Origin of the sequence: Actinospineispora eucalypti, assembly GCF_039543365.1 — a bacterium.
Lineage (GTDB): Bacteria > Actinomycetota > Actinomycetes > Mycobacteriales > Pseudonocardiaceae > Pseudonocardia > Pseudonocardia eucalypti.
Genome location: NZ_BAABJP010000001.1, coordinates 619,429 through 640,875 on the forward strand (window position 1 = coordinate 619,429; position 21,447 = coordinate 640,875).

Annotated in this window: 17 protein-coding genes; 15 read left to right on the plus strand and 2 right to left on the minus strand. The window is 70.0% G+C overall.

Annotated elements, in window-relative coordinates:
- Positions 1-176 precede the first annotated feature (176 nt).
- From ABEB12_RS02970 to ABEB12_RS03010, 9 genes are all read left to right on the plus strand, one after another.
- On the plus strand, positions 177-1,586 hold the full coding sequence (locus tag ABEB12_RS02970) for an SRPBCC family protein (RefSeq protein ID WP_185058828.1): 1,410 nt from the start codon (positions 177-179) through the stop codon (positions 1,584-1,586).
- A complete protein-coding gene (locus ABEB12_RS02975; RefSeq protein WP_185058829.1) occupies positions 1,586-2,944 on the plus strand; it encodes a cytochrome P450 in 1,359 nt (452 codons plus the stop codon). Before ABEB12_RS02970 ends, ABEB12_RS02975 begins: the two co-directional genes overlap by 1 nt.
- Entirely contained in the window at positions 2,941-4,551 is a 1,611-nt protein-coding gene (locus ABEB12_RS02980; protein WP_185058830.1) for a PEP-utilizing enzyme, read from the plus strand. The genes ABEB12_RS02975 and ABEB12_RS02980 overlap by 4 nt, the downstream gene beginning before the upstream one ends.
- Positions 4,552-4,709: 158 nt before the next feature.
- Positions 4,710-5,738, plus strand: a complete 1,029-nt coding sequence (locus tag ABEB12_RS02985) for an ATP-binding cassette domain-containing protein (RefSeq protein WP_185061091.1) — start codon at positions 4,710-4,712, stop codon at positions 5,736-5,738.
- Positions 5,739-6,317: 579 nt separating this feature from the next.
- Positions 6,318-7,916, plus strand: a complete 1,599-nt coding sequence (locus ABEB12_RS02990) for an AMP-binding protein (RefSeq protein WP_185058831.1) — start codon at positions 6,318-6,320, stop codon at positions 7,914-7,916.
- A 108-nt stretch (positions 7,917-8,024) separates the two neighbouring features.
- Positions 8,025-9,623: a PEP-utilizing enzyme gene (locus ABEB12_RS02995; protein WP_185058832.1), complete on the plus strand. Its 1,599-nt coding sequence runs from the start codon at positions 8,025-8,027 to the stop codon at positions 9,621-9,623.
- A 322-nt stretch (positions 9,624-9,945) separates the two neighbouring features.
- Complete coding sequence (locus tag ABEB12_RS03000) at positions 9,946-11,100, plus strand: acyl-CoA dehydrogenase family protein (RefSeq protein ID WP_221497538.1); 1,155 nt, start codon at positions 9,946-9,948, stop codon at positions 11,098-11,100.
- A complete protein-coding gene (locus ABEB12_RS03005) occupies positions 11,100-12,095 on the plus strand; it encodes an acyl-CoA dehydrogenase family protein (RefSeq protein ID WP_185058834.1) in 996 nt (331 codons plus the stop codon). Before ABEB12_RS03000 ends, ABEB12_RS03005 begins: the two co-directional genes overlap by 1 nt.
- Before the next feature lie 159 nt (positions 12,096-12,254).
- Entirely contained in the window at positions 12,255-12,935 is a 681-nt protein-coding gene (locus tag ABEB12_RS03010) for a TetR family transcriptional regulator (RefSeq protein WP_185058835.1), read from the plus strand.
- Positions 12,936-12,945: 10 nt separating this feature from the next.
- On the opposite strand, the gene ABEB12_RS03015 is transcribed toward ABEB12_RS03010, so the two are convergent.
- Positions 12,946-13,725, minus strand: a complete 780-nt coding sequence (locus ABEB12_RS03015; protein ID WP_185058836.1) for an SDR family oxidoreductase — start codon at positions 13,723-13,725, stop codon at positions 12,946-12,948.
- Between the two features lie 117 nt (positions 13,726-13,842).
- Between ABEB12_RS03015 and ABEB12_RS03020 the strand changes: the two genes are divergently transcribed.
- The 4 genes from ABEB12_RS03020 to ABEB12_RS03035 all read left to right on the plus strand — a co-directional run bounded on the left by ABEB12_RS03020 (position 13,843) and on the right by ABEB12_RS03035 (position 18,678).
- Positions 13,843-14,607 carry a hypothetical protein gene (locus ABEB12_RS03020; RefSeq protein WP_185058837.1) on the plus strand — a complete coding sequence of 255 codons (765 nt, stop codon included), beginning with the start codon at positions 13,843-13,845 and terminating at the stop codon, positions 14,605-14,607.
- A complete protein-coding gene (locus ABEB12_RS03025) occupies positions 14,607-15,803 on the plus strand; it encodes a phosphotransferase (protein WP_185058838.1) in 1,197 nt (398 codons plus the stop codon). The genes ABEB12_RS03020 and ABEB12_RS03025 overlap by 1 nt, the downstream gene beginning before the upstream one ends.
- Positions 15,800-16,360 carry a nuclear transport factor 2 family protein gene (locus ABEB12_RS03030; RefSeq protein ID WP_185058839.1) on the plus strand — a complete coding sequence of 187 codons (561 nt, stop codon included), beginning with the start codon at positions 15,800-15,802 and terminating at the stop codon, positions 16,358-16,360. Before ABEB12_RS03025 ends, ABEB12_RS03030 begins: the two co-directional genes overlap by 4 nt.
- 731 nt (positions 16,361-17,091) lie before the next feature.
- A complete protein-coding gene (locus ABEB12_RS03035; protein ID WP_185058840.1) occupies positions 17,092-18,678 on the plus strand; it encodes an alpha/beta fold hydrolase in 1,587 nt (528 codons plus the stop codon).
- 51 nt (positions 18,679-18,729) lie between these two features.
- Here the strand turns inward: ABEB12_RS03035 and ABEB12_RS03040 are convergent, their stop codons facing one another.
- Positions 18,730-19,221 carry a MarR family transcriptional regulator gene (locus ABEB12_RS03040; RefSeq protein ID WP_185058841.1) on the minus strand — a complete coding sequence of 164 codons (492 nt, stop codon included), beginning with the start codon at positions 19,219-19,221 and terminating at the stop codon, positions 18,730-18,732.
- Between the two features lie 179 nt (positions 19,222-19,400).
- On the opposite strand from ABEB12_RS03040, the gene ABEB12_RS03045 reads away from it, so the two are divergent.
- Together ABEB12_RS03045 and ABEB12_RS03050 are read left to right on the plus strand one after the other, a co-directional pair.
- Complete coding sequence (locus ABEB12_RS03045; RefSeq protein WP_185058842.1) at positions 19,401-20,966, plus strand: FAD-dependent oxidoreductase; 1,566 nt, start codon at positions 19,401-19,403, stop codon at positions 20,964-20,966.
- 13 nt (positions 20,967-20,979) lie between these two features.
- Positions 20,980-21,444 carry a TIGR03618 family F420-dependent PPOX class oxidoreductase gene (locus tag ABEB12_RS03050; RefSeq protein ID WP_185058843.1) on the plus strand — a complete coding sequence of 155 codons (465 nt, stop codon included), beginning with the start codon at positions 20,980-20,982 and terminating at the stop codon, positions 21,442-21,444.
- Positions 21,445-21,447 lie beyond the last annotated feature (3 nt).

Consider the following 21,447-nt stretch of genomic DNA (forward strand, 5'->3'; position numbering starts at 1 on the left):
CTCCGTCCCTAGATAGTCATCGCTCTCCAAATAGCGGCACCGCACCGCTGGACAGCGTGACTCTTCAAGCAAGCACTTGCTACCTAGTGAGAGTGGTCGTAGCGTACTGTGCCGCGGCACACACCGACAGCGTCCGAGTGCCGCGTTCCCGTGCGGCAACACCGGAGGCTCCCACCATGACCACGTTCGACACCCCGAGAGCGGCACAGAAAACCCAGGCGCGCAGTTCCGGAGCCGTCCCCCAGGAAGTGCTGGCCACCGAGGCGGAGTACCAGGTGGTCCCGGGCGTGCTGCGCACCGAGGTGCCGGCGGACTTCGGCACCAAGGACCTGCCGAGGGAGCGCTACCTGTCCGCCGACTACCACCGGCTCGAGGTGGAGCGGATGTGGTCCAAGGTCTGGCAGATGGCCTGCCGGGAGGAGGACATCCCGAACGTCGGGGACGCGCTCAACTACGAGATCGTGGACGAGTCGATCATCGTGGTGCGCACCGGGCCGGACCAGTTCAAGGGCTACGTGAACAGCTGCCTGCACCGGGGCACCCAGCTGATCAGGGGCAAGAGCAGCCAGAACAGCTTCGTCTGCCCGTTCCACGGCTGGTCCTGGAACCTGGACGGCAGCATGAAGAACCTGCCCTGCGCCTGGGACTTCCCGCAGCTGGACAAGGCCAAACTCAACCTGCCCGAGGTGAAGGTGGACACCTGGGACGGCTGGGTCTTCATCAACCTGCACCCCGAGAGCTCGAGCCTGGACGAGTACCTGGGCGAGATCCTGCCCGCTCATTTCCGCGAGATGCCGCTGAAGACCCGGTTCAAGGCGGCGCACGTGCAGGCCCGGGTGCCGGCCAACTGGAAGGCCACCATGGAGGCCTTCATCGAGAGCTACCACGTGTTCATCACCCACCCGCAGATCGTCAACTTCACCGGTGACCACAACACCCAGTACGACGTCTTCGACCGGCACAGCAACCGGATGATCACGCTGATCGCGGTGCCGTCGCCGAGCCTGGGTGACTCGGTGGACGAGCAGGAGGTGGTGGACTCCTTCGCCGAGTTCCTGCAGACCGAGGCCCCGGACATCCCCGAGGGCAAGACCGCGCGGGACGTCGCCGGCGAGATCCACAAGGAGACGTTCCAGCAGATCTACGGCGTGGACATGTCCAAGATGTCCAACACCGAGCTGATCGACGCCATCGAGTACGCGCTGTTCCCCAACTTCATCCCGTGGGCCGGCGACGGGTTCCCCATCGTCTACCGGTTCCGCCCGGACGGGGACAACCACATGTCCTGCATCGTGGACGTGATGCTCATGGGCATGTGCCCGGAGGGGATCGACCCGCCGACGGCGGAGATCCACTGGCTGGACCCGGCGCCCGGTTCCGACTCGCCGGACTGGACGCAGGCCCCGGAGCTGGGGGCCCTCGGCCCGATCCTGAACCAGGACATGGGCAACCTGTCGCGCGTGCAGCGCGGGCTGCGGGCCAGCAAGAAGGACGTCACGTTCTCCGCCTACCAGGAGTCCCGCATCCGGCACTTCGCGCACATCCTCGACCGGTACCTGGCCGACGGCTCGGAAGGGGAGGCCTGATGTACGACCAGGGAACCTTCGACGGCCTGCCCTACGACCCGGCCGAGTACGACCCGCGCTCGCCCCAGGTCAAGCAGAACATCGAGGCACACTTCGCCGCGCTGCGCCAGCACTGCCCGGTGCACCACCACGTGTTCAGCGAGGCGGAGCAGAAGGAGATCAACGAGAACCCCTTCGTGGCCGGCCCGACCACCGACCTGTACTCGTTCCTGAAACACTCCGACGTGGAACGGATCCTGCAGAACCCGGACGAGTTCCTGTCCATCGAGGGGGCCGGGCCGGAGCGGATGACCCCGGTCGAGGGCACCGGGATGCTGGTCTGGTCGGACGGCGACCCGCACCGGCGGTCCCGCAAGATCTGCCTGCCGGCGTTCTCCCCGAAGAACATCGCCCCGCTGGCCCCGATGCTCCAGGTCCGCATCGACGACCTGATCGACGGCTTCGCGCACAAGGGCGCCATCGACCTGATGGAGGAGTTCGCCCTCCCGGTCACCAGCAGCATGATCGCGCACCTGATCGGGCTGCCCATCGAGCGCTCGCCGGAGATCCTGGAGTGGGGCCAGGCGATCATCGGCACCTTCGGCGGCGACGACGAGTCCTACCAGAAGGGCCTGTGGTCGCTGGGCAAGATCGGCGAGTTCCTGGCCGAGGTGGGGCCGGACCGGGCGCGCCGCCTGGCCGAGGGCGAGGAGCTGTTCGACGCGGTCACCCATGTGCTGACCTCGACCGACGAGAACGGCTCGCGGTTCACCCCGCAGGAGGCGGTGGTCGCGGTCTCCCAGTTCCTCGGGGCCGGCATCGAGTCCAGCGCCACGGCCATGTGCAACGGCATCTACCTGCTGTGCACCAACCCCGATGAGCGCCGGAAGCTGGCGGACAACCCGAAGCTGATCGGCACCGCGGTGGAGGAGATCCTGCGCTTCATGGCCCCCATCGAGGGCACCTGCCGCACCGCCGCCGAGGACACCGAGGTCGCCGGCACCCGGCTGCGCAAGGGCCAGAAGATCCGGCCGGTCTACGCGAGCGCCAACATGGACGCCGACGTGTTCGACAACCCGCGCCAGTTCCGGGTGGACCGGGAGCGCGCCGAGCTGTCCAAGCACATGACCTTCGGCAAGGGTGTGCACTCCTGTCTGGGCGCCGCCCTGGCCCGCCGCGAGCTGGCGCTGGGTATCTCCACGCTGCTGCGCCGGCTGCCCGACCTGGCCCTGGACCCGACCAAGCAGCCCACCCGCAACCCGATCTTCCTGGTGCACGGCTTCGACTACCTGCCGGTGCGCTGGGACCCGGCGGGCGTGCTGCCCCGCGCGGAGGACCCGGCGGCCACCGCCAAGGGCACCCTGGCGGAGTCGAGATGAGCGGGTTTTCCGATGACTGGGACGTGCTGAACGACCCGAGCGACCCCGGGCTGCACTGGACCACCGGCAACATCGGCGAGGCGGTGCCCGGCGTCCAGACCCCGCTCAGCTGGAGCCTGTGGGGGCCGACCATCGAGGAAGGCATGCGGCTGTCCATGCGGGACATGGGCGCGTTCTCGCACGCCGAGTCCCAGCTGCCGCCGCGTGGTCGGCGGCTGTGCCAGGTGTTCTACGGGCGCGGCGCGCTGTCGGTGGAGCTGTTGGCCCGGCTGGGCGACCGGATGCCCGGCACCACCGGCCAGCAGGTGGCCACCGGCGTGTACGGCGAGGCCCCGGAGACCATCGACTACCGGCCCACGAAGCGCCGGTACCCGGTGGTGGCGGTGGCCGTGCCGTATCAGATGGCGCGCATCGCTCGACGGCTCCAGGCGGCGCGGGCGCGCAGCGAGGCGTTCTGGCCCCGGGAGACCGGCCGGGCGAACACGCTGGCGCTGCCCGAGGCGCTGGCCGTGTTCGCCGAGGCGACCGCGCAGTTCAAGCGGTGCGTGTACCTGCAGTCGATGGCGCTGTTCTGCGCGGTGCAGCCGATGTATCAGGCACTGGCCGCGCTCACGCAACGCACCGGCATCGGTGACCCGAACGTGCTGGCCGGCGGCTACGGCGGCGTGCCGGAGACCGAGGTGGTGGCCGACCTCTGGCGCACCTCCCGGGGCGAGATCGAGCTGGCCCAGGTGGTGCGCAAGCACGGGTTCCACGGGCCGGCCGAGGGCGAGCTCTCCGGGCGGGTGTGGCGGGAGGACGACAGCCCGCTGCGCAAGCGGGTCGGCGACTACGCCGGCCGCCCGGACGGTGACGACCCCCGCCTGCGCGACGCCGCCCGCCGGGAGGAACGGCTGCGCCTGGAACGGGAGATCCTGGCCGCCGTACCGGCCGCGGCCCGGCCGGCGGTGAAGGCGCTGCTGGCCAACGCGGCCCGGTCCATCCCGTTGCGCGGGGTGTCCAAGACGGCGTTCCTGCAGGCCTTCGACGTGGTGCGGGCGACGGCCCGGCGTTCGGGGGTGCTGCTGGCCGAACGCGGCGCGCTGGCCGACCCGGAGGACGTCTTCTTCCTCACCGAGGCGGAGCTGCGCGCTGTGCCGACCGCCGCGGTCCAGGAAGTAGTGGCCAAGCGGCGGGCCCGGCACGCGGAGTACCTGACGGTGCGGCTGCCCGAGCACTGGGTGGGCAGCCCGGTGCCGATCCCGGTGGCGGTGGCCGACGACGGCGCGGCCCGGGTGCAGTCGCTGACCGGCGTCGGGGTGAGCCCGGGGGTGGTGGAGGGCCTGGCCAGGGTGGTCACCGACCCGGACTTCGACGACGTGGAACCCGACGAGATCCTGGTCTCCGCGACCACCGACCCGAGCTGGTCGTCGATCATGTTCATCTCGTCCGCGCTGGTCGTGGACATCGGCGGCGCGCTGTCCCACGCCGCCGTGGTGGCCCGCGAGCTGGGCATCCCGTGCGTGGTGAACACCAAGGACGGCAGTCGCCTGCTGCGCACCGGTGACCTGATCCGGGTGGACGGCACCGCCGGCACCGTGGAGGTGTTGAAGCCCGCCGCCGGGTAAGGGGTAGTGTTCGGCGTCACGAATGTCGCTATACATGCTGGTTCCCCGGCCGGCGTGGGCGCGACGACTTCGACCTACTCAGGGTAAGGTGCGGTGACTCACACCCACCTGGCCCACTTGGCCAGCGGTATCCGACACGCGGGAGCGCACAGATGGGTATTGGCGTAGAGGTTCAGGTGCAGGGCCTCTCCAAGTCCTTCGGCAGGGCGAACGTCTGGTCAGACGTGTCCTTCACCATGCCGCGCGGAGAGATCAACGTTCTGCTCGGCCCGTCCGGTACCGGTAAGTCGGTGTTCCTGAAGTGCCTGATCGGGCTGTTGAAGCCGGAGAAGGGTTCGATCTTCATTCACGACACCGATCTGGTGAAGTGCAAGTCGGACAAGCTGTACGAGATCCGCAAGCTGTTCGGTGTGCTGTTCCAGGACGGCGCGTTGTTCGGGTCGATGAACCTGTACGACAACATCGCCTTCCCGCTGCGTGAGCACACCAAGAAGAACGAGCGCGAGATCCGGGACATCGTGGCCGAGAAGATGGCCATGGTGGGTCTGACCGGTGACGAGAAGAAGCTGCCGGGGGAGATTTCCGGTGGTATGCGCAAGCGGGCCGGGTTGGCCCGGGCGCTGGTGCTGGACCCGGAGATCGTGCTGTTCGACGAGCCGGACTCGGGTCTGGACCCGGTGCGCACGGCGTATCTGAACCAGCTGATCGTGGACCTGAACCAGGCCACCGACTCGACGTTCCTGATCGTCACGCACGACATCAACACGGCCCAGACGCTGCCCGACAACATCGGCATCATGTACCACAAGCACCTGGCCATGTTCGGGCCGCGTGAGCTGCTGCTCACCAGCGACGACCCGGTGGTGGCGCAGTTCCTGAACGGGCGCAAGGAAGGCCCGATCGGGATGTCGGAGGAGAAGGACGCGGACGAGCAGGCGGCCGAGGCGGGCGGGGCGAAGTTCGCCGTGCCGCCGATGAAGCCGCAGCTGTTGCCGCTGGACGGTGGCACCCGGGCGGCGGTGGGTCGGCGCCTGGAGCGGGTGATGGGCATGCTGCACGAGCTGCCCGATCGCGCCCAGCGCGCGATCGTGGAAAGCCTCAGCCCCACCGAGCGCCAGCGCTTCGGCGTCAACGGCGGAAGCGCCCAGCACCGGGACGAACCCACCACCGAATTCCCCCGCCCCTGACCCCGCCCCCTCGGCAAGCCGGGCGTTCCTACCCGGCGAGTCGGGGTTTTGGGTACGGCGAGTCGGGGATCCGGGTACGGCGAGTCGGGGATCCAGGTACGGCGAGTCGGGGATCCAGGTACGGCGAGTTGGGGGATTTGGGTACGCGTTCGCCCGGGCCGGCGGGGTTCCGGTTGGCTGCGGGTCGGCTTGACCGACGGCTCGGAGGGTGCGGACCGAGGGCTTGGCGGCCCGTGCCGGCCGGTGGTGTCGGGTGATGGGTCGCGATCTGCCCGAGGTTATTTGCGTGGTGGATCGGTCGAAACGCCCGGAACTCGCGGATCGAAAGGGTGGCGAGCACGTCGCCCGGGGTATCCGCGGACGTAACGGCCGAGCTGAACAGCCCACCCAGCTCCGGCCGTTTAGACCCTCGGCAAAGCCGAGCCGCCGACCGAACAGGTCGCCGACGAGCCTGCCCTGTGCACGAATCCCCGACTCGCCGTACCCAGATCCCCGACTCGCGGGTGGGGTATTGAAATGGCCTGAGCCCGGCTAGTGTCTGTAGTGATTGCTCACTTCGCGCGGGAGGTTGCCTTGCCCATGGAGCCGGGTTGGGGGCGGGAGGTCGTCGTCGACGACAGCGGGGCGTATCCGGTGCGGGTGTACCGGGACCGGCGTCGGCTGGTGCCCGAGCTGCTCCGGGACTGCCGACGCTGGGCGGACCGCGAGTGCCTGGTGCAGGGGCAACTGCGGCTCACCTTTGCCCAGCACGAGAACGCCGTGCTCCGGGTGGCCGGTGAGCTGGCCGCGCGCGGGGTGCGCCGGGGTGACCCGGTGCTGTTGTATGCGCGCAACAGCGTGGAATGGGTGGTCGCGTACTGGGCGGTGCTGCGGCTGGGCGCGGTCGCGGTGCTGGGCAACGGCTGGTGGAGTGCGGCCGAGGTGGCCGGCGCGATCGGTGCGATCACGCCCAAGCTGGTGATCACCGACGAGCGGCTGGCCGGGTGGCTCCCGGCCAGCGTGCCCGCCGTGGACACCGCCGCGCTCACCACCCTGGTGACCAGCCGCCAGGACCCGCCCGAGCCGCCCGCTCAGGCCGGTGCGGAGACCGACCCGGCCGTGGTGATCTTCACCAGCGGCACCACCGGCGCGCCCAAGGGCGCGGTGCTGCCGCACCGCGCGGTGATCGCCAACCTGCACAACCTGATGTACCTGAGCCGCCGGCTGCCGCCCGAGCTGCCGGACGACTACCAGGGCAACATCAGCCTGCACACGCTGCCGCTGTTCCACGTGGGCGGTATCCAGGCCCTCGGCATGAGTTTTCTGACCGGGGCTAAGATGATCTTCGTGGAAGGGCGGTTCGACGCCGGGCAGGTGTTGGAGCTGATCGAGCGGGAGCGGGTCACCAGCTGGGCCTGCGTGCCGACCATGCTGGCCAGGGTGGTCGAGCACCCCGACGTGTCCAAGCGGGACACCTCGTCGGTGCGCTCGCTGACCGCCGGCGGTTCCTCGGTGCCCACCGAGCTGGCCGGCCGGGCGGCCAGGGCGTTCCCCAACATGACGAAGGGCATGGCCTCGGTGTACGGGTTGACCGAGGCCGGCGGGACGGTGACCTTCGCCTCGGGGAAAGACATGCTGGCCAACCCCGGCACGGTCGGGCGGCCGGTGCCGGTGGCCGAGCTGCGCTTCGAGCCGACCGGCGACCCGGAGTACGACGCGCTGGGCGGGGAGATCCTGGTGCGCTCGCCGCAGGTGATGCTCGGCTACTGGGGCCAGCCGGAGTCGGACGCCGGGGTGCGCCCCGACGGCTGGCTGTGCACCGGTGACCTGGGAAAACAAGGCGAGGACGGCTGGGTCTACCTGGTCGGGCGGAAGAAGGACATCATCATCCGCGGCGGGGAGAACGTGGCCAGTGCGCACGTGGAGGCGCGGCTGCGCGCGCACCCGGCGGTGGCCGAGGTGGCCGTGGTCGGCCTGGCGCACCCCGACCTCGGCGAGGAGGTGGCCGCCGCGGTGGTGCTCCGGCCCGGAGAACTGGCCGACCCGGAGGAGCTGCGGGCGTTCGCCGCCGAGGAGCTGGCCGGGTTCGCGGTGCCCTCGCGGTGGTGGGTCCGGGACGAGCCGTTGCCCACCAACGCGGTGGGCAAGGTGGTCAAACGGGAGCTGGTGGGAGAGTGGCCTACTCGATCATGTAATTGAACGTTGCATTGAACCGACGGCCGTAATTCCTACGCTATCGCGCATGAATATCCTTCCGTAAACTCGGGACTCCTGGGCAGTCCCCGCCGCTGAAGGGGCAGGTACCTCATGGCCGGCTCGGTCGCGGACCCGATCAGGGGCGACTCCGAGCCGGACCGGTGGTGGACCCTCACCAACGTCAGCGAGGCCACCCCGTTGGTGCTCGCCCCGCTGGAATGGTCCTACTGGAGCCGGGCGCTGGAGTTCGGCGGGCGCGGCGCGTGGTGCGACTTCGGGTTGCTCGGGCCGTCCGAGGTCTACCAGCCGGTCGACCAGAACGAGCGGCTGACCGGCTGTTTCTTCGGCCGCCAGGCGGTGAACGTGGACCGCACCCGGGAGATCATCGGCATCATCCCCGGCCGGTCCACCGACGACTTCGAGCGGGACGTGTTCGGCATGGTCCGGCCGGGCCTGAAACCGGTGCCCAACCGGTACCGCCGGTTCCCGGTCATCGCCTGGAAGAGCGGGCGCACGCTGTCCCAGCACACCGCCGACCTGGAGCACTTGTACGCCGAGCAGCTGCAGTGGTGGCGCACGCAGGTGCTGGACGGCGGTACGCGGGACCCGTGGCGGCTGATGGAGGAGTCCGGCGAGCGGTTCGTCCGGTTGATGCGGGCGCACGTGCGGTCCCGCATGGTGCTCCAGGTGTTGCAGTCCATGATCCGTTCGGTGTGCGCCCGGCGGCAGCAGGAGCACCTGGTGCACCAGCTGCTCTCCGGCTACGGCAACGTGGCCAACACGCTGATCGCCGAGGACATCTGGCTGGTCTCCCGGGGCCGGCTGTCCCGGGACGAGGTCATCCGCGAGCACGGTTTCCACGGGCCGAACGAGGGCAACCAGCGCGCCCGGTCCTGGCGGGAGGACCCGTCCGGGATCGACGCGCTGGTCCGGGCGATCGGCCGGCGCGCGGAGAACGACCGGCCGAGGGTGCGCGAGCGGTTGGCGGTGGAGGCCCGGCTGCGCGCCGAGGCGGAACTGCTGGAGGGGCGGCGCGGGCTCGGCCGGGTCATGGTGCGGATGTTGTTGCGCGCCGCGGCGACCGCGGTGCGCAACCTGGAGCTGGGCAAGGCCGCCTACGTCAGTGCGCTGGACGGCAACCGGGCGGGCGCACGCGGGGTCGGCGCGCAGTTGTGCGCCGCTGGGTGGCTGGCCGAGGCCGACGACGTGTTCTACCTGACCAGGGACGAGCTGCTGTCCGGTGAATGGTCGGCGGAGCGGGCGGACCTGATCTGCCGGCGGCGCAAGCAGCACGCGGAGTACCAGGGCATGACCCTGCCGGTCAGCTTCGTCGGCGTGCCGTCGCCGTGCCGGGCGCCGGAAGCTCCGGCCCAGGAGCGGGCGGAGATCAAGGGCATGCCCGGGGCGCCCGGCCGGGTGTGGGGCCGCGCGCGACTGGTGCTGGACCCGGACGGCGCGGAGCCGCTCGACGAGGGCGAGATCCTGGTCTGCCGGACCACCGATCCCGGCTGGGTGGCGCTGTTCGCGCTGGCCGACGGGCTGGTCATCGACATCGGCGGGCCGGCCAGCCACGGTGCCATCGTGGCCCGTGAGCTGGGCATCCCGTGCGTGATCGGCACCGGCGACGGCACCCGCCGCCTGACCACCGGTGACCGTGTCGAGGTGGACGGCGACACCGGCGTGGTCACCCTGCTCCCCACCCCACCCTGATTCAGTGCGTCCAGCACTCTGGTTCAGTCACTTCAGCAGGGTGATTCAGTGCCTATAGCACTCTGGTTCGGTTGCTTCAGCACGGGTCGCTTCCGGAGACCGCCGGGGGCGGGCGCGGTCAGGCGGTCGGTCGCGTCGGCGCGGCATCTCGTGCCGCTCGGCGCCGAGGGGTCACCTCGGTCTCATGAGTGGCACCGAAGTCACCGAGCCGGCAGTGCTGAAGGCACTGAATCACCGTGCTGAAGTGACTGAATCACTCTGCTGGAGGCACTGAATCGGCGGCGGGTTGAAGCTAGTGGTTACTTCTTATATGGTCCGAGGTGTGACCCTGCCAGCGCCGGCGCGCGCGGAGTACGACGAGTTCCGGGTGGACTTCGCGGCCTGGCTGGACGAGCACGGGGCCGACCTCGAGCCGCTGCGCACCCTGCCCGAGGACATCCACGAGCAGCATCGCACGCAGAGCAGGGTGCAGCGGCTGCTGTTCGACCACGGATGGCTGCGCCGGGGCTGGCCTGAGGAGGTCGGCGGGCTGGGTGGCTCCAAGGTGGTGCGCGGGGCGCTGGCCGAGGCGCTCACCGAGCGGGGCTACGAGTACCCGTTCGCCATGGGCATGATCGAGGTGCTCGGGTCGGCCATGGTCAAGTTCGCCGAACCCGAGCTGGGCGCGGAGATGTTCCCCAGGTTCCTGGCCGGCGAGGAGTACTGGGCGCAGGGCTTCTCCGAGCCGGAGGCGGGCAGCGACCTCGGCTCGCTGCGCACCCGCGCGGTGGACCAGGGCGACCACTGGCGGCTGACCGGGCAGAAGATCTGGACCACCTGGGGGCAGTTCGCCCAGCGCGGCGTGGTGTTGGCCCGCACCGGCGAGCAGGCGCAGGGGTTCGCCGGGATCACCGCGCTGTTCATCGACATGGACTCGCCGGGCGTGGACGTGCGGACGCTGCGGGCGATGAACGGCACCGACGAGTTCTGCGAGATGTTCTTCGACGACGTGATCGTGCCCAAGTCGCGCACCATGGGCGCGGTCGGCGGGGGCGCCAAGTTCACCATGGCGGTGCTGGAGTCGGAGCGCGGCGTTTTCGCCTGGCAGCGGCAGACCTGGTTGCTGCGCCGGCTGTCCGACCTGCTGGCCGAGCCGGGAATCGACGAACGGGCGGCCGGCCGGATCGGCGAGGTGTACGCCACGCTGTACGGGCTGCGGCTGCGCGCCCGGGACACGTTCCGCCGGGTGGTGGCCGGCGAGCTGATCGGGCCCCAGTCCTCGGTGGACAAGATGCTGCTCTCCACCGCCGAGAAGGGCGTCTTCGACGTGGCGTTCGAGCTGCTCGCGGACGACACACTGCTGGGCGACGGCTCGGTCAACCGCGCCTGGCGGTCCGACTACCTGTATGCCCGGGCGTCCTCCATCTACGGCGGCACCGCCGAGATCCAGCGGAACATCCTCGCCGAGCGGATCCTCGGTCTCCCGAGGGAGCGTTGATGATCAGCACAGATGAAGTGCGCATGCTGGCCGACACCGTGGCCAAGGTGCTCGACGACACCCCCCGAGGGGAACTGCTCGCCACGCTGGACGAGCTGGGCTGGTTCGAGCTGTGGTCGGCGGAGCCGCGGGCGGCCGCGCGCGCGTTGTTCGGCCAGCAGGGCCGGCTGGCGCCGCGCACGTCGCCGACGTTGTTCCCGCTGCTCGGGGCGCGGGCGCTGGGCCTGGAGGAGGACCTCGCGCAGGCTCCGCCGGCGCTGTTGCCCCGGCTGGACGGGTTCACCGACGGGTTCGTCGCGCCGGAGCCGGACGGCTCGGTGGTCGCGCTCGGGCAACTGGATGCGCTGGACGCGGCCGAGCGGGCGGTGCTGCCGGTGGCGCTGCCGGACGGCCCGGCGCTGCTCGCCGTGCCGGTGGCCGGGCTGGACCGGCTACCCGTAACCGGGCTGGATCCGGAGCTCGGGCTGTGCCGGGTGGTGATGGGCGAGCAGGCGCTACGCGGGGCGGACCGGGTGGCGGTGGGCGCGCCGGCCCGGGAGAGCTGGGCGGAGGCGGTCGCGGTGGGGCAGCGGTTGCTGGCCGAAGAGCTGCTCGGCGTGGTCGCCGAGCAGCTCCGGTTGGCGCTGGACCACGCGCGCTCACGCGAGCAGTTCGGCCGCCCGATCGGTTCCTTCCAGGCGGTCAAGCACAAGCTGGCCGAGGTGCACGCCTCGGTCACGGTGGCCGAGCTGGCGGTGCACGAGGCGTGGCTGGATCCCCGCCCGCTGGTCGCCGGCCTGGCCAAGCTGCTGGCCAACCGCGCGGTGGAGGTGGCGAACACGCACTGTCAGCAGGTGCTGGGCGGCATCGGGTTCACCTGGGAGCACTCGTTCCACTGGTACCTGCGCCGGGGCCGGGTGCTGGCCGCACTGCTCGGCAGTCGCGCGCAGCTGACCGGGCGGCTGGGTGCGGACTGCATCGCCCGGCGGGCGTTGCCGGTGGTCGCGCGGCTCTGATCGGTATGCTTGAACTTTAAAGTAACGCTGTGCGATTAATCTGAGATGAATGAATGGGCGGCGCCGCGCGGGCGGTTTTTGATATCGCCTTAACCGTGGAGGAGTTTGTTGAGTACTCGACCAATTGGACGGCGCGACATTGCTCATAGCGATGTAGAAATGTTGCCGTCGACCGGTATTGTCGGTCCGGTGGCCAGTGCTCAGCCGAAGCCCCGCGCCCCCCGGCGTTCGTCCGCCGAGATCCGCCGGTTGTTGCTGGAAGCCGCCCAGGCGTTATTCGAGCGTCAGGGCTATCAACTGACCACCACCGCGCAGATCATCGAGCGCGCCGGCGTGGACGCCCCGACGCTTTACCGCCACTTCGCCTCGAAGGCCGAACTATTCGAGGTTGCAATTCTGAGTGCGTTGCGCGACTTTCTCGACCAACATTTTGCCCACTGGCGCTCGGTGCCGCCGGGCACCGAGGATGTAGAGGCGTTGACCCGCCGTTTTGTAGTGGGATTCTTTGACGCTTTGGAGTCGCACAAGGAATCCTTCCGATTGCTCGTGTCCGCGACGCACGAGGAGGGTGTGCTCGGCGACCTGGCCCGGTCGATCAGCCGGCAGTTCACCGAGGGCCTGGTGGCGATGAGCGAGGCGGTGCTGGGTGAGGCCGAGGCGCAGGGTTACCGGGGCATCAAGTCGCCGGACTCCACCACTGCGGCCTCGCTGGGCATGGTGTTGTCCGTAGTGCTGTTCGGGGACTGGGTTTTCCCGCCCGGGGAACGCCCGAGTCGCGAAGAACAGATCGACGAATTGGTTGCAATGATGATGCACGGGTACATGCACCGCCCGGGCTGACGAAAACAGTTCACACCTGGGCGCCGCCGTCCACCGCGAGCGTCTGCCCGGTGATGAACGCGGCCTGCTCGGAGCACAGGAACGCGACCGCCCAGGCGACGTCCTCGGCCGCGCCGAGCCGGCGCAGCGGGATCATCTCGTTGAGGATCTTCCGCCGCTGCGCCTCGGTCACCTCGGTCTGCCACACCGAGGCGCCCAGCCCGGAGTCGATCCAGCCGGGGCCGACGCAGTTGGCCCGGATGCCGAACCGGCCGCACTCCCGGGCCACGCCCTTCACCAGCGTCTCGATCGCCGCCTTGGGGCCGGCGGACAGGATGTCGGCCGGGGCCACCCGCCCGGTGGCGCTGGTGATCAGGGCGACCAGGTTGCCGCCGTCGCCCTGCTCCTTGAACGTGCGCACCGCGCTCTGCGTCAGGTGGAACGCGCCGTGCACGTCGGTGTGCACCACCCGGTGCCATTCCTCGTTGGGGATCTGCCCGATGAAGTGGAAGCCGAACGACGGCCCGGCGGCGTAGACCACCTGGGCGACCCGGCCGTGCCGCCGGCCGGCGTCGGCCAGCAGTTCGTCGACCGCGTCCGGGTCGGTCAGGTCGCACCGGACGGCCGTGCAGTCGCCCCCGCCGGCGGAAACCTGGTCGCACAGCTCCCGGGCCCGGTCCGCGTTGCTGTGGTACGTCACCACCACCGGCACGCCGGCGCCGGCCAGCCGGACCGCGACGGCGGCGCCCAACCCGCCGCTGCCGCCCCCGATCACCGCCGCGCCCTTGGCGTAGCTCAGCTCACCGGTCATCGAGAGACTCCTTCGATAGTGCGGGCCCGCTAAGTAGGGTCTGGTGTGCTCGGCGAGCCGAGTCTAAGCTATGGAGTGCGTACTTACTCACGACCGGAGCCGTTCGGGGAGGCAAGCATGTACGACGCTTGGCAGGTACTGGACACGGTCAACCGGACACCCTGGTTGTTCCTGGCGTTGTGCGGCTGCGCGATGATCGCCAACTACGTCTGGTTCATCGACGCCTACCGGGTCTCCCTGCGTGAGCGGATCATCAACATCCCGCTGTGGTGCACGTTCTTCTGGTTCGCCCACGACACCTCGGTGGTGTACCGGTTCGACACCTGGTTCAACTACTACGACCACTGGTTCACCAAGTTCTGGTGGATCGCCCTGGTGTTCACGGTCAGCTTCGAGATCCTGTTCCTGATCCGGGCCGTCCGGTTCGGGCCGGCCGAGCTCTGGCCGGGCGGCGGCCGGAAGGGCTTCACCGCGTTGGTGCTGGTCGGCGTGGTCTGCTTCGCCATCATGTGGGAGAACGTGAAGGGTGCGCTGGGCGACCCGCTGTACCTGTTCATCTTCGGCATGACGATCGTCAGCTTCCCACCGCTGGTGGTCTCCCACCTGATGAAGCGCCAGCACGCGCGCGGCTACACCGCCGTGCAGATGGCCGCCTACACGGTGATGGCGGTGTGCTACTTCGTCGCGGTGTGCACGCTGCTGCCGCACATCTTCCTCACCCCGCTGTACCTCGGCCTGGCCGTGATCAGCGCGGCCGGCGGCATCGCGCTCACCTATGTCGTCTACCAGATGAACCACAACGGAAAGCTGTTCGGCCTGCGCGGCGAGCAGCCGGCACCGAAGGCCGGCGACGCGGCGGTGCCGGAGCTGGCGGCTCCCTGATGGTCGAGGCGCTGGCGAAGAAGGCCCAGGCCGCCGGCGCGATCGCTCGCGTGGCCGGCCACGTGCTGGTGGAGAAGGCGCGCAACTCCCGGCCAACCTCGCTGGACGAGGTGCCGCGCTCGGTCGACGCGCTCACCCCGGAGTGGCTGACCGCCGCGCTGTGCCGGGACGTCCCCGGCGCCCGGGTGCTCGGCGCGACGGCGGTAAGCGGCAGCGACGGCTCCACCTCCCGGCGCGGGCTGCGCATCGAGTACAACGCGGCCGGCACGGCGGCCGGGCTGCCCACCTCGGTGTACACCAAGTCCACGCCGAGGCTGTTGTCCCGGCTGATCACCGTGCCGGCCTCCGCGCTGGTCGGGGAGAAGCTGTTCTACGACGCGGTGCGGCCGGGCCTGGACATCGAGGCGCCGGTCGGCTACCACATGGCGCTGCATCCGGCGGCCGGCCGGTCGATGTTCCTGATGGAGGACGTGGCCACCAGCAAGGGGGTCACCTTCGGCGACCCGACCAAGCACGTGCTGGACCGGAAGAACGCGGAAAGCATGGTCGAGCTGCTCGGCACGCTGCACGGCGCGATGTACGAAAGCCCCCGGCTCGGCGGCGAGCTGCGCACCATCAAGCCGGTGCTGCGCTGGCAGGTGGACCTGAACCACATGATCAATTTCCCCGGCCGGTCCCTGGTGGGCTTCGACCGGGCGGTCGACGTCATCCCGTCCGCGTGCCGGCGGCGCCGGGCCGAGGTCTGGCCGGCGGTGATGCGCTCGCTGGAGATGCACCAGCGGGCACCCAGGACGCTGCTGCACCAGGACGTGCACGCGCGCAACTGGTACATCCGCCCGGACGGCGTGATGGGCCTCTACGACTGGCAGTGCATGGCCCAGGGCATCTGGGCGCTGGACGTGGCGTACGCGCTCTCCGCCGGCCTCACCGTGGGGGACCGGCGGGCCTGGGAGCGCGAGTTGCTGGAGCGGTACCTGGAACATCTGGCCGAGGCGGGTGGCCCTAAGCTCACCTTCGACGAAGCCTGGCGCACCTACCGTCAGCAGGCCTTCCACGGATTTGCGTTCTGGCTCTACACGATCGGGTATGGCAAGCTACAGCCCCAAATGCAGCCCGACGACGTCTGCCTGAAAATCCTGGAACGGCAGGCAAACATGATCGTTGACCTGGACTGTTTCGAGGCACTGGACGAATGACTGAGCTCACCGAAGAGGCAACCACCGGCGAGATGGCCGGGATGAGCCAACAGATCGCCGTGCTGCTCGCCGAGCGGGAAATCCGCGCGGCGCTGGCCCGCTACTGCCGGGGCATCGACCGGCTGGACGAGGATCTGGTCCGCTCCGCGTACCACAACCCGTCCTACGACAACCACGGCGTTTACCAGGGTGACGGCTACGCGTTCGCCTCGTGGGTCGTGCCGATGCTGCGCCAGGCCTACGAGACCACCATGCACTTCCTGGGCAACTCGCACATCGAGTTCTCCGACAACGACGGTTCGCTGGCCGGCGTGGAAACCTACTTCATCGCTTACCACCTCCAGGTGGACGAGGCGGGCAAACGCTGGAACCACGTCTTTGCCGGCCGGTACGTCGACCGGTTCGAGTGCTGGGACGGGGAGTGGAAGATCGTGCACCGCACCGTGGTGCACGACTGGGACGAGGTCCGGCAGGTGACCGAGCGCTTCCCCGGCGAAATGATGGAGACCTTCATCCCCGGCCGGCGGGACCACGAGGACGTCTCCTACTGCAAGTGACCGGCGGCGAGCGGTGCGTCCAGGCGGACCATCGCTCGCTGGGCTGGATCCCCGGAAATCGGCCTGGCGGCGCGTGGCCGCGTCCAGGTCGAGACCGGAGACCCCTGGAGCGCATTGAGCACGCTATGGCTCTGCGTGGAAATATGCGACGCCCTGCCAGGCAGGCGGCGGCCGCCCTGACCGACCGGCTGAGTGTGATTCCACTGCCCCGTTCGCCGAGACGCCGCTCAGGTTTCATCGGCCTTCGAGACGCAGCCCTCGGCCAAGTCTCGACGTACCGCAGGACCGCCCGCTGCGCATTCGGGCCCGAACAAGGACCAAGCACAGCCCACAAGGGTCACTGGCCCGAACCCCTCCCGGGCAGGGTGGTGTCGCATATTTCCACGCAGAGCCATAGCGTGCTCGACGTGCTTCGGAGTCTCGGGCTTCGACATGGTTGGCGAGTGCCGCCCAGTCAGGACAGCGGAATCGCGAGACACTAGGCCGAACGGCCTAAGCCGGGGTGCGTTCATCGCACCACGTTGGTCGGTGGGCGCAGAAGGCCTCTCATTTTGCCCGCCGCAGAACGCTCCCTCATAACGTCAACGACGCCAACGGGGTTTGGATGCGGTCCGGCGCGGGGAAATTTTCCGCCGCCCTCGCCCGAGCTCCCGAGGCGCCCGCGGCCCGCGCGCTCCCCATCGAACGGGCCGAAGCCCTGCCGCCGACCCGCCCCGAGAGGGTTGCCATCCGTGCCTGCCCACAACGCCGATCTGGCGCGCCGCCGGGAATCCGCCGACGCCGACCTGCTTGCCGAGCCCATGGAACAGGGTGCCGCCGCCGGCGGGCCGCCCGCTCTCCCCGGGGTGCCCTCGGTGCCAGCCCCCCGGCAGTCGCCGGACGTGGAACCGGAGCTGTTCAGCCACCCGGTGTACCGGAGCAGCCAGCAGCGCGCCGGTAGCGGCCCGGCCACCGAGACCTGGGGACCGGCCACCGAGGCACGGAAGTCCGCGGCCGGGACGCGCGGGGCCGCCCCGACCCCGCCTACCGCCTCCCGGTCCGTTCCGGCGCCGAGGGCGGAGTGGACGCCGGGAGCGGCCGGTCGGCATGCCAAGCCCGGCCGCCGGCGCCGGACGGCCGTCGAGGCCAAGGAGCCCGGCTGGCGGCGTATCGCGCTGACCGCGTTGGCCGTCGTGGTAGCGGTACTGCTCGGTTACGGCGGCATCGTGGCCTTCCAGAGCCGTCCGGCCAGCGAGGAGCAGGCAGCTCCCGCTCCCGCGCCGGCCGCCCCGGCCGCTCCGGCCCCGGCGCCGGCCGACCCGCTGAAGCCGCCCGCGGCGCAGGCTCCGGCCCCGCAGGCGGCCGCGCCGACGCCCCGCACCGGAACCCCGCCGGCGGGCATGCTGGCCCGGACCGGGCAGCGCAGCGGCAACGCGGACAAGCTGACCCTGCCCGCCGGCGGCACCCTGACCGTGTACGACAACTTCCCGATGGCCGGCGCCCCGGCGGTGACCCGGGCCGTCGTGGTGGTGCACGGCACCGGCCGCAACGCCGAGGCCTACTACCAGCGCGCGCTGGCCGCCGCCAAGACGGCCGGCGTCGGCGACCGCACCATGGTCGTCTCGCCGTGGTTCAAGGGCGACAAGGACGACAAGGTCTCCTCCGGCGAGGCGAGCTGGACCAACGACGCCTGGAAGCAGGGCTACCCGGCGCAGTCCTCCGGCGGGGTGTCCAGCTTCACCGCGATGGACAACATCATGGCTACGCTGGCCGACAAGAAGCGCTTCCCCAAGCTCACCCACATCACGCTGACCGGGCACTCCGCCGGCGGCCAGTTCACCCAGCGCTATGCCGCGTTCGGCAAGGCACCGAACGTGCTGAACTGGGTGGACTTCAACTTCGCCGTGATGAACCCGTCGTCCTATGTGTACTTCGACGCGGCCCGTCCGGGGAAGAACGGCGCGTTCTCGGTGCCGTCCGGCTCGAGCTGCCAGGAGTACAACCAGTACAAGTACGGCCTGGACGGCCGGCAGAGCTACCCGGCTCAGCTGTCCGCATCGGCCGCGATGGCCCAGTACGCCTCCCGCCAGGTCACGGTGTTCACCGGCGGCGCGGACACGGTGGACAACGGGGACCTGGACACCGACTGCGGCGCGATGCTGCAGGGCGCCAACCGGATGGTGCGGGGTCAGAACTTCGTCAACCACTTCAAGGCGCTCAAGCCCGGCGCACCGCACAAGTTCGTCGTCGTGCCCGGGGTCGACCACGACGGGGAAGCGATGCTGGGCTCCCCGCTGGCCAGGACGGCCCTGTTCGGCGCCTCGGGCAGCTCGAGCTAGCGCGGAACGCGCTCGCCGAGCGCGCGCCCAGTTCGGCGCGCGCGGGAGACACTAGCGGGCGGAGGCGAAGGGGAGTTCGGCGCGGTGGTACATCTGCTGGCTGACCTGGTCGAGCACGTCGGTGAGCTGGCGGGCGACCGGGTCGGTCACGCCGTCCAGGCCGAACCGGGTGGCGGCCAGGTCGTTGCCGGCCCTGGTCACCAGCTGCCGGCCCTCCTCGGTGAGCGTGGCCAGCACGGTGCGCCGGTCGGTCGGGTGGGGCTGGCGGATCACCAGGCCGCGCTCCTGCAGCTGCTCGATGGCCAGCGCGACGGTGGTCTTGTGCACCAGTAGCGCGCGGGAAAGCTGGCCCAGCGGACGCCGCTGGTCGGGCGAGATCAACAGGGTCGCCATCAGCTGGAACGCGGTCTGGGTCAGGCCGTGCGGACGCAGCACCCGGGTCAGCTCGTTGGCCACCAGCTGGTGGATGTGGGTGAGCGCGGAGACAGCCTGGAAGTGCTCCGCGCCCGACTCGCGCTGCGTGTTCCAGGGCAACAGTGCCATGGCTGAGGTCCCTCCGGCAGGATCCCTAAATTCTATATTCTATGGAATCCGCGCGTCCATCCGCTGAACGAGGGATCTAGCTAGTGTGTGGTGACTTCACAGCACCTTACCGTATTTGTCTAGCCCTCGGTAGTCTAGACACCAACGATTATTTAATACAACAGTGTTAGGATAATGGGGTGAGCGAACACGTCGACGTAGTGGTTATCGGGGCCGGCCACAACGGGCTTTCCGCGGCGAACTACCTGGTCAGAGGGCGGAAACGGGTACTCGTCCTGGAGCGGCGGGAGATCGTCGGGGGGTTCGCCACCACCGAGGCGACGGTGCCCGAGGCGCCGGGCTACCTGATGAACACGTACGCCGCCGACTTCGTGCTGGGCAACATCCCGCCCACCGTCGACGACGAGCTGGACCTGGCCCGGGAGGGCCTGCGCTGGGTCCGGCCGGACCCGTTCTACAGCTACCTGGACCCGGACGGCGGGTCGTTCGCGTTCTGGCGCAGCGTGGACCGCACCGCCGAGGAGATCCGCCGTTTCTCCCCGGCCGATGCGCGCGCCTACCCGGAGTTCAACGCGGTGCTGCGCGACCTGTGGCTGACCGCCGCGCCGTACCTGCGCGGGCACCCGACCCGGGTCCGCCCGGCCGACGCGGTGCGGATTCTGGGCGGCGCGGTGCGGCGGCGGCGGAACCTGGCCCGGGCGGCGCGGATGCTGGTCAGCTCGCCCGGCGCGATCATCGAGGAGTGGTTCGAGAGCCGCCAGGTGCGGGCGGCCATGGCCAACTTCGCGGTGGCCACCATGTGCTCGCTGGACGAACCGGGCACCGGGATCATCATGGCGATGATGGCGCTGCAGCACGAGTTCGGCGTGCGCCGGCCGGTCGGCGGCATCGGCGCGTTCACGGGCGCGCTGGCCGCTTCCGCGCGGCGGCACGGGGCGGCGATCCGCACCGGCACCACCGTCGAGGGGATCGAGCTGCGGAACGGCCGGGCCACCGGGGTGCGCCTGGCCACCGGTGAGGTGATCACCGCGGATCACGTGCTGTGCACCCTGGACCCGTGGACGATGTGCCACCGGCTGCTGCCGGACGGGGCGCTGCCCGAGCGCACCTACCGCGAGCTGCGGGGTCTGGGCATGCTGCGCAACAACATCTCCGCGTTCAAGGGGGACGTGGCGGTGAACGGGCCGGTGCGGCTGCCCCGGCACAGCCGGGAGGCGGAGCTGCTGCCCGGGGTGATGCTGATGGCGCCCAGCCTGGAGTACGTGCGCCGGTCCACCGCCGCCGGGCTGCGCGGCGAGCTGACCGAGGAGGTGCCGCTCTGGCTGGCGGTGCCGTCCGCGCTGGACCGCACGCTGGTCCCCGACGGTGCACCAGGTGAGGCGCTGTACGTGTTCCTCCCCGCGGTGCCCTATGAGCTGGCCGGTTCCACCTGGGAGACCGAGAAGGACAAGCACCTGGACCGGTGCCTGAACATCATCGAGGAGTACGCCCCCGGTCTCACCGGGAACGTGATCGGCGCGCACGCCACCAGCCCGGCCGACCTGGAGCGGATCTCCGGGCTGCACAAGGGCCACCTGTTCCACGCGGACATGAGCCTGGCGCAGTTCGGCCCGTGGCGGCCGGTGCCCTCGCTGGCCGGCTACCGGACCCCGGTGGACGGGCTGCTGCTGGCCGGCGCGGGCAGCCACCCGATGGGCACGCTGCACGGCTGGCCCGGTCGATCGGCGGCCCGGCAGATTCTCTGAGAGGCTGCACCGCATGGCCAACCAGCGCGCGAAAGCAGTCCTGAGCACGGAGGAGCTGCACCAGCTGCTCGACGAACCCCGCACCGTCATGCTCGCCACCATCGGCCCCGACGGACTGCCGCACCTGGCCGCGATGTGGGCGCTGCGGGATGGCGACAACGTACTGATGTGGACCTACGGCAGCAGCCAGAAGGCGGAGAACGTGCGCCGCGACCCGCGCGCCACGCTGATGGTCGAAGCCGGCACCGCCTACAACGAGCTGCGCGGGGCCAGCCTGGACTGCTCGGTGGAGATCGTCGACGACCTGGAACGGAAGCAGCTGGCCGGCGCCCGGATCGGCGCCAAGTACCTGGGCATCTCGCCGGACGCGGTGAGCCCCGACCAGATCCCCGAGCAGGTGCGCAAGCAGGCGGCCAAGCGGGTGCTGCTGGTGTTCAAGCCAACTCGAATCCGCAGCTGGGACCACGGCAAACTCTGAGAG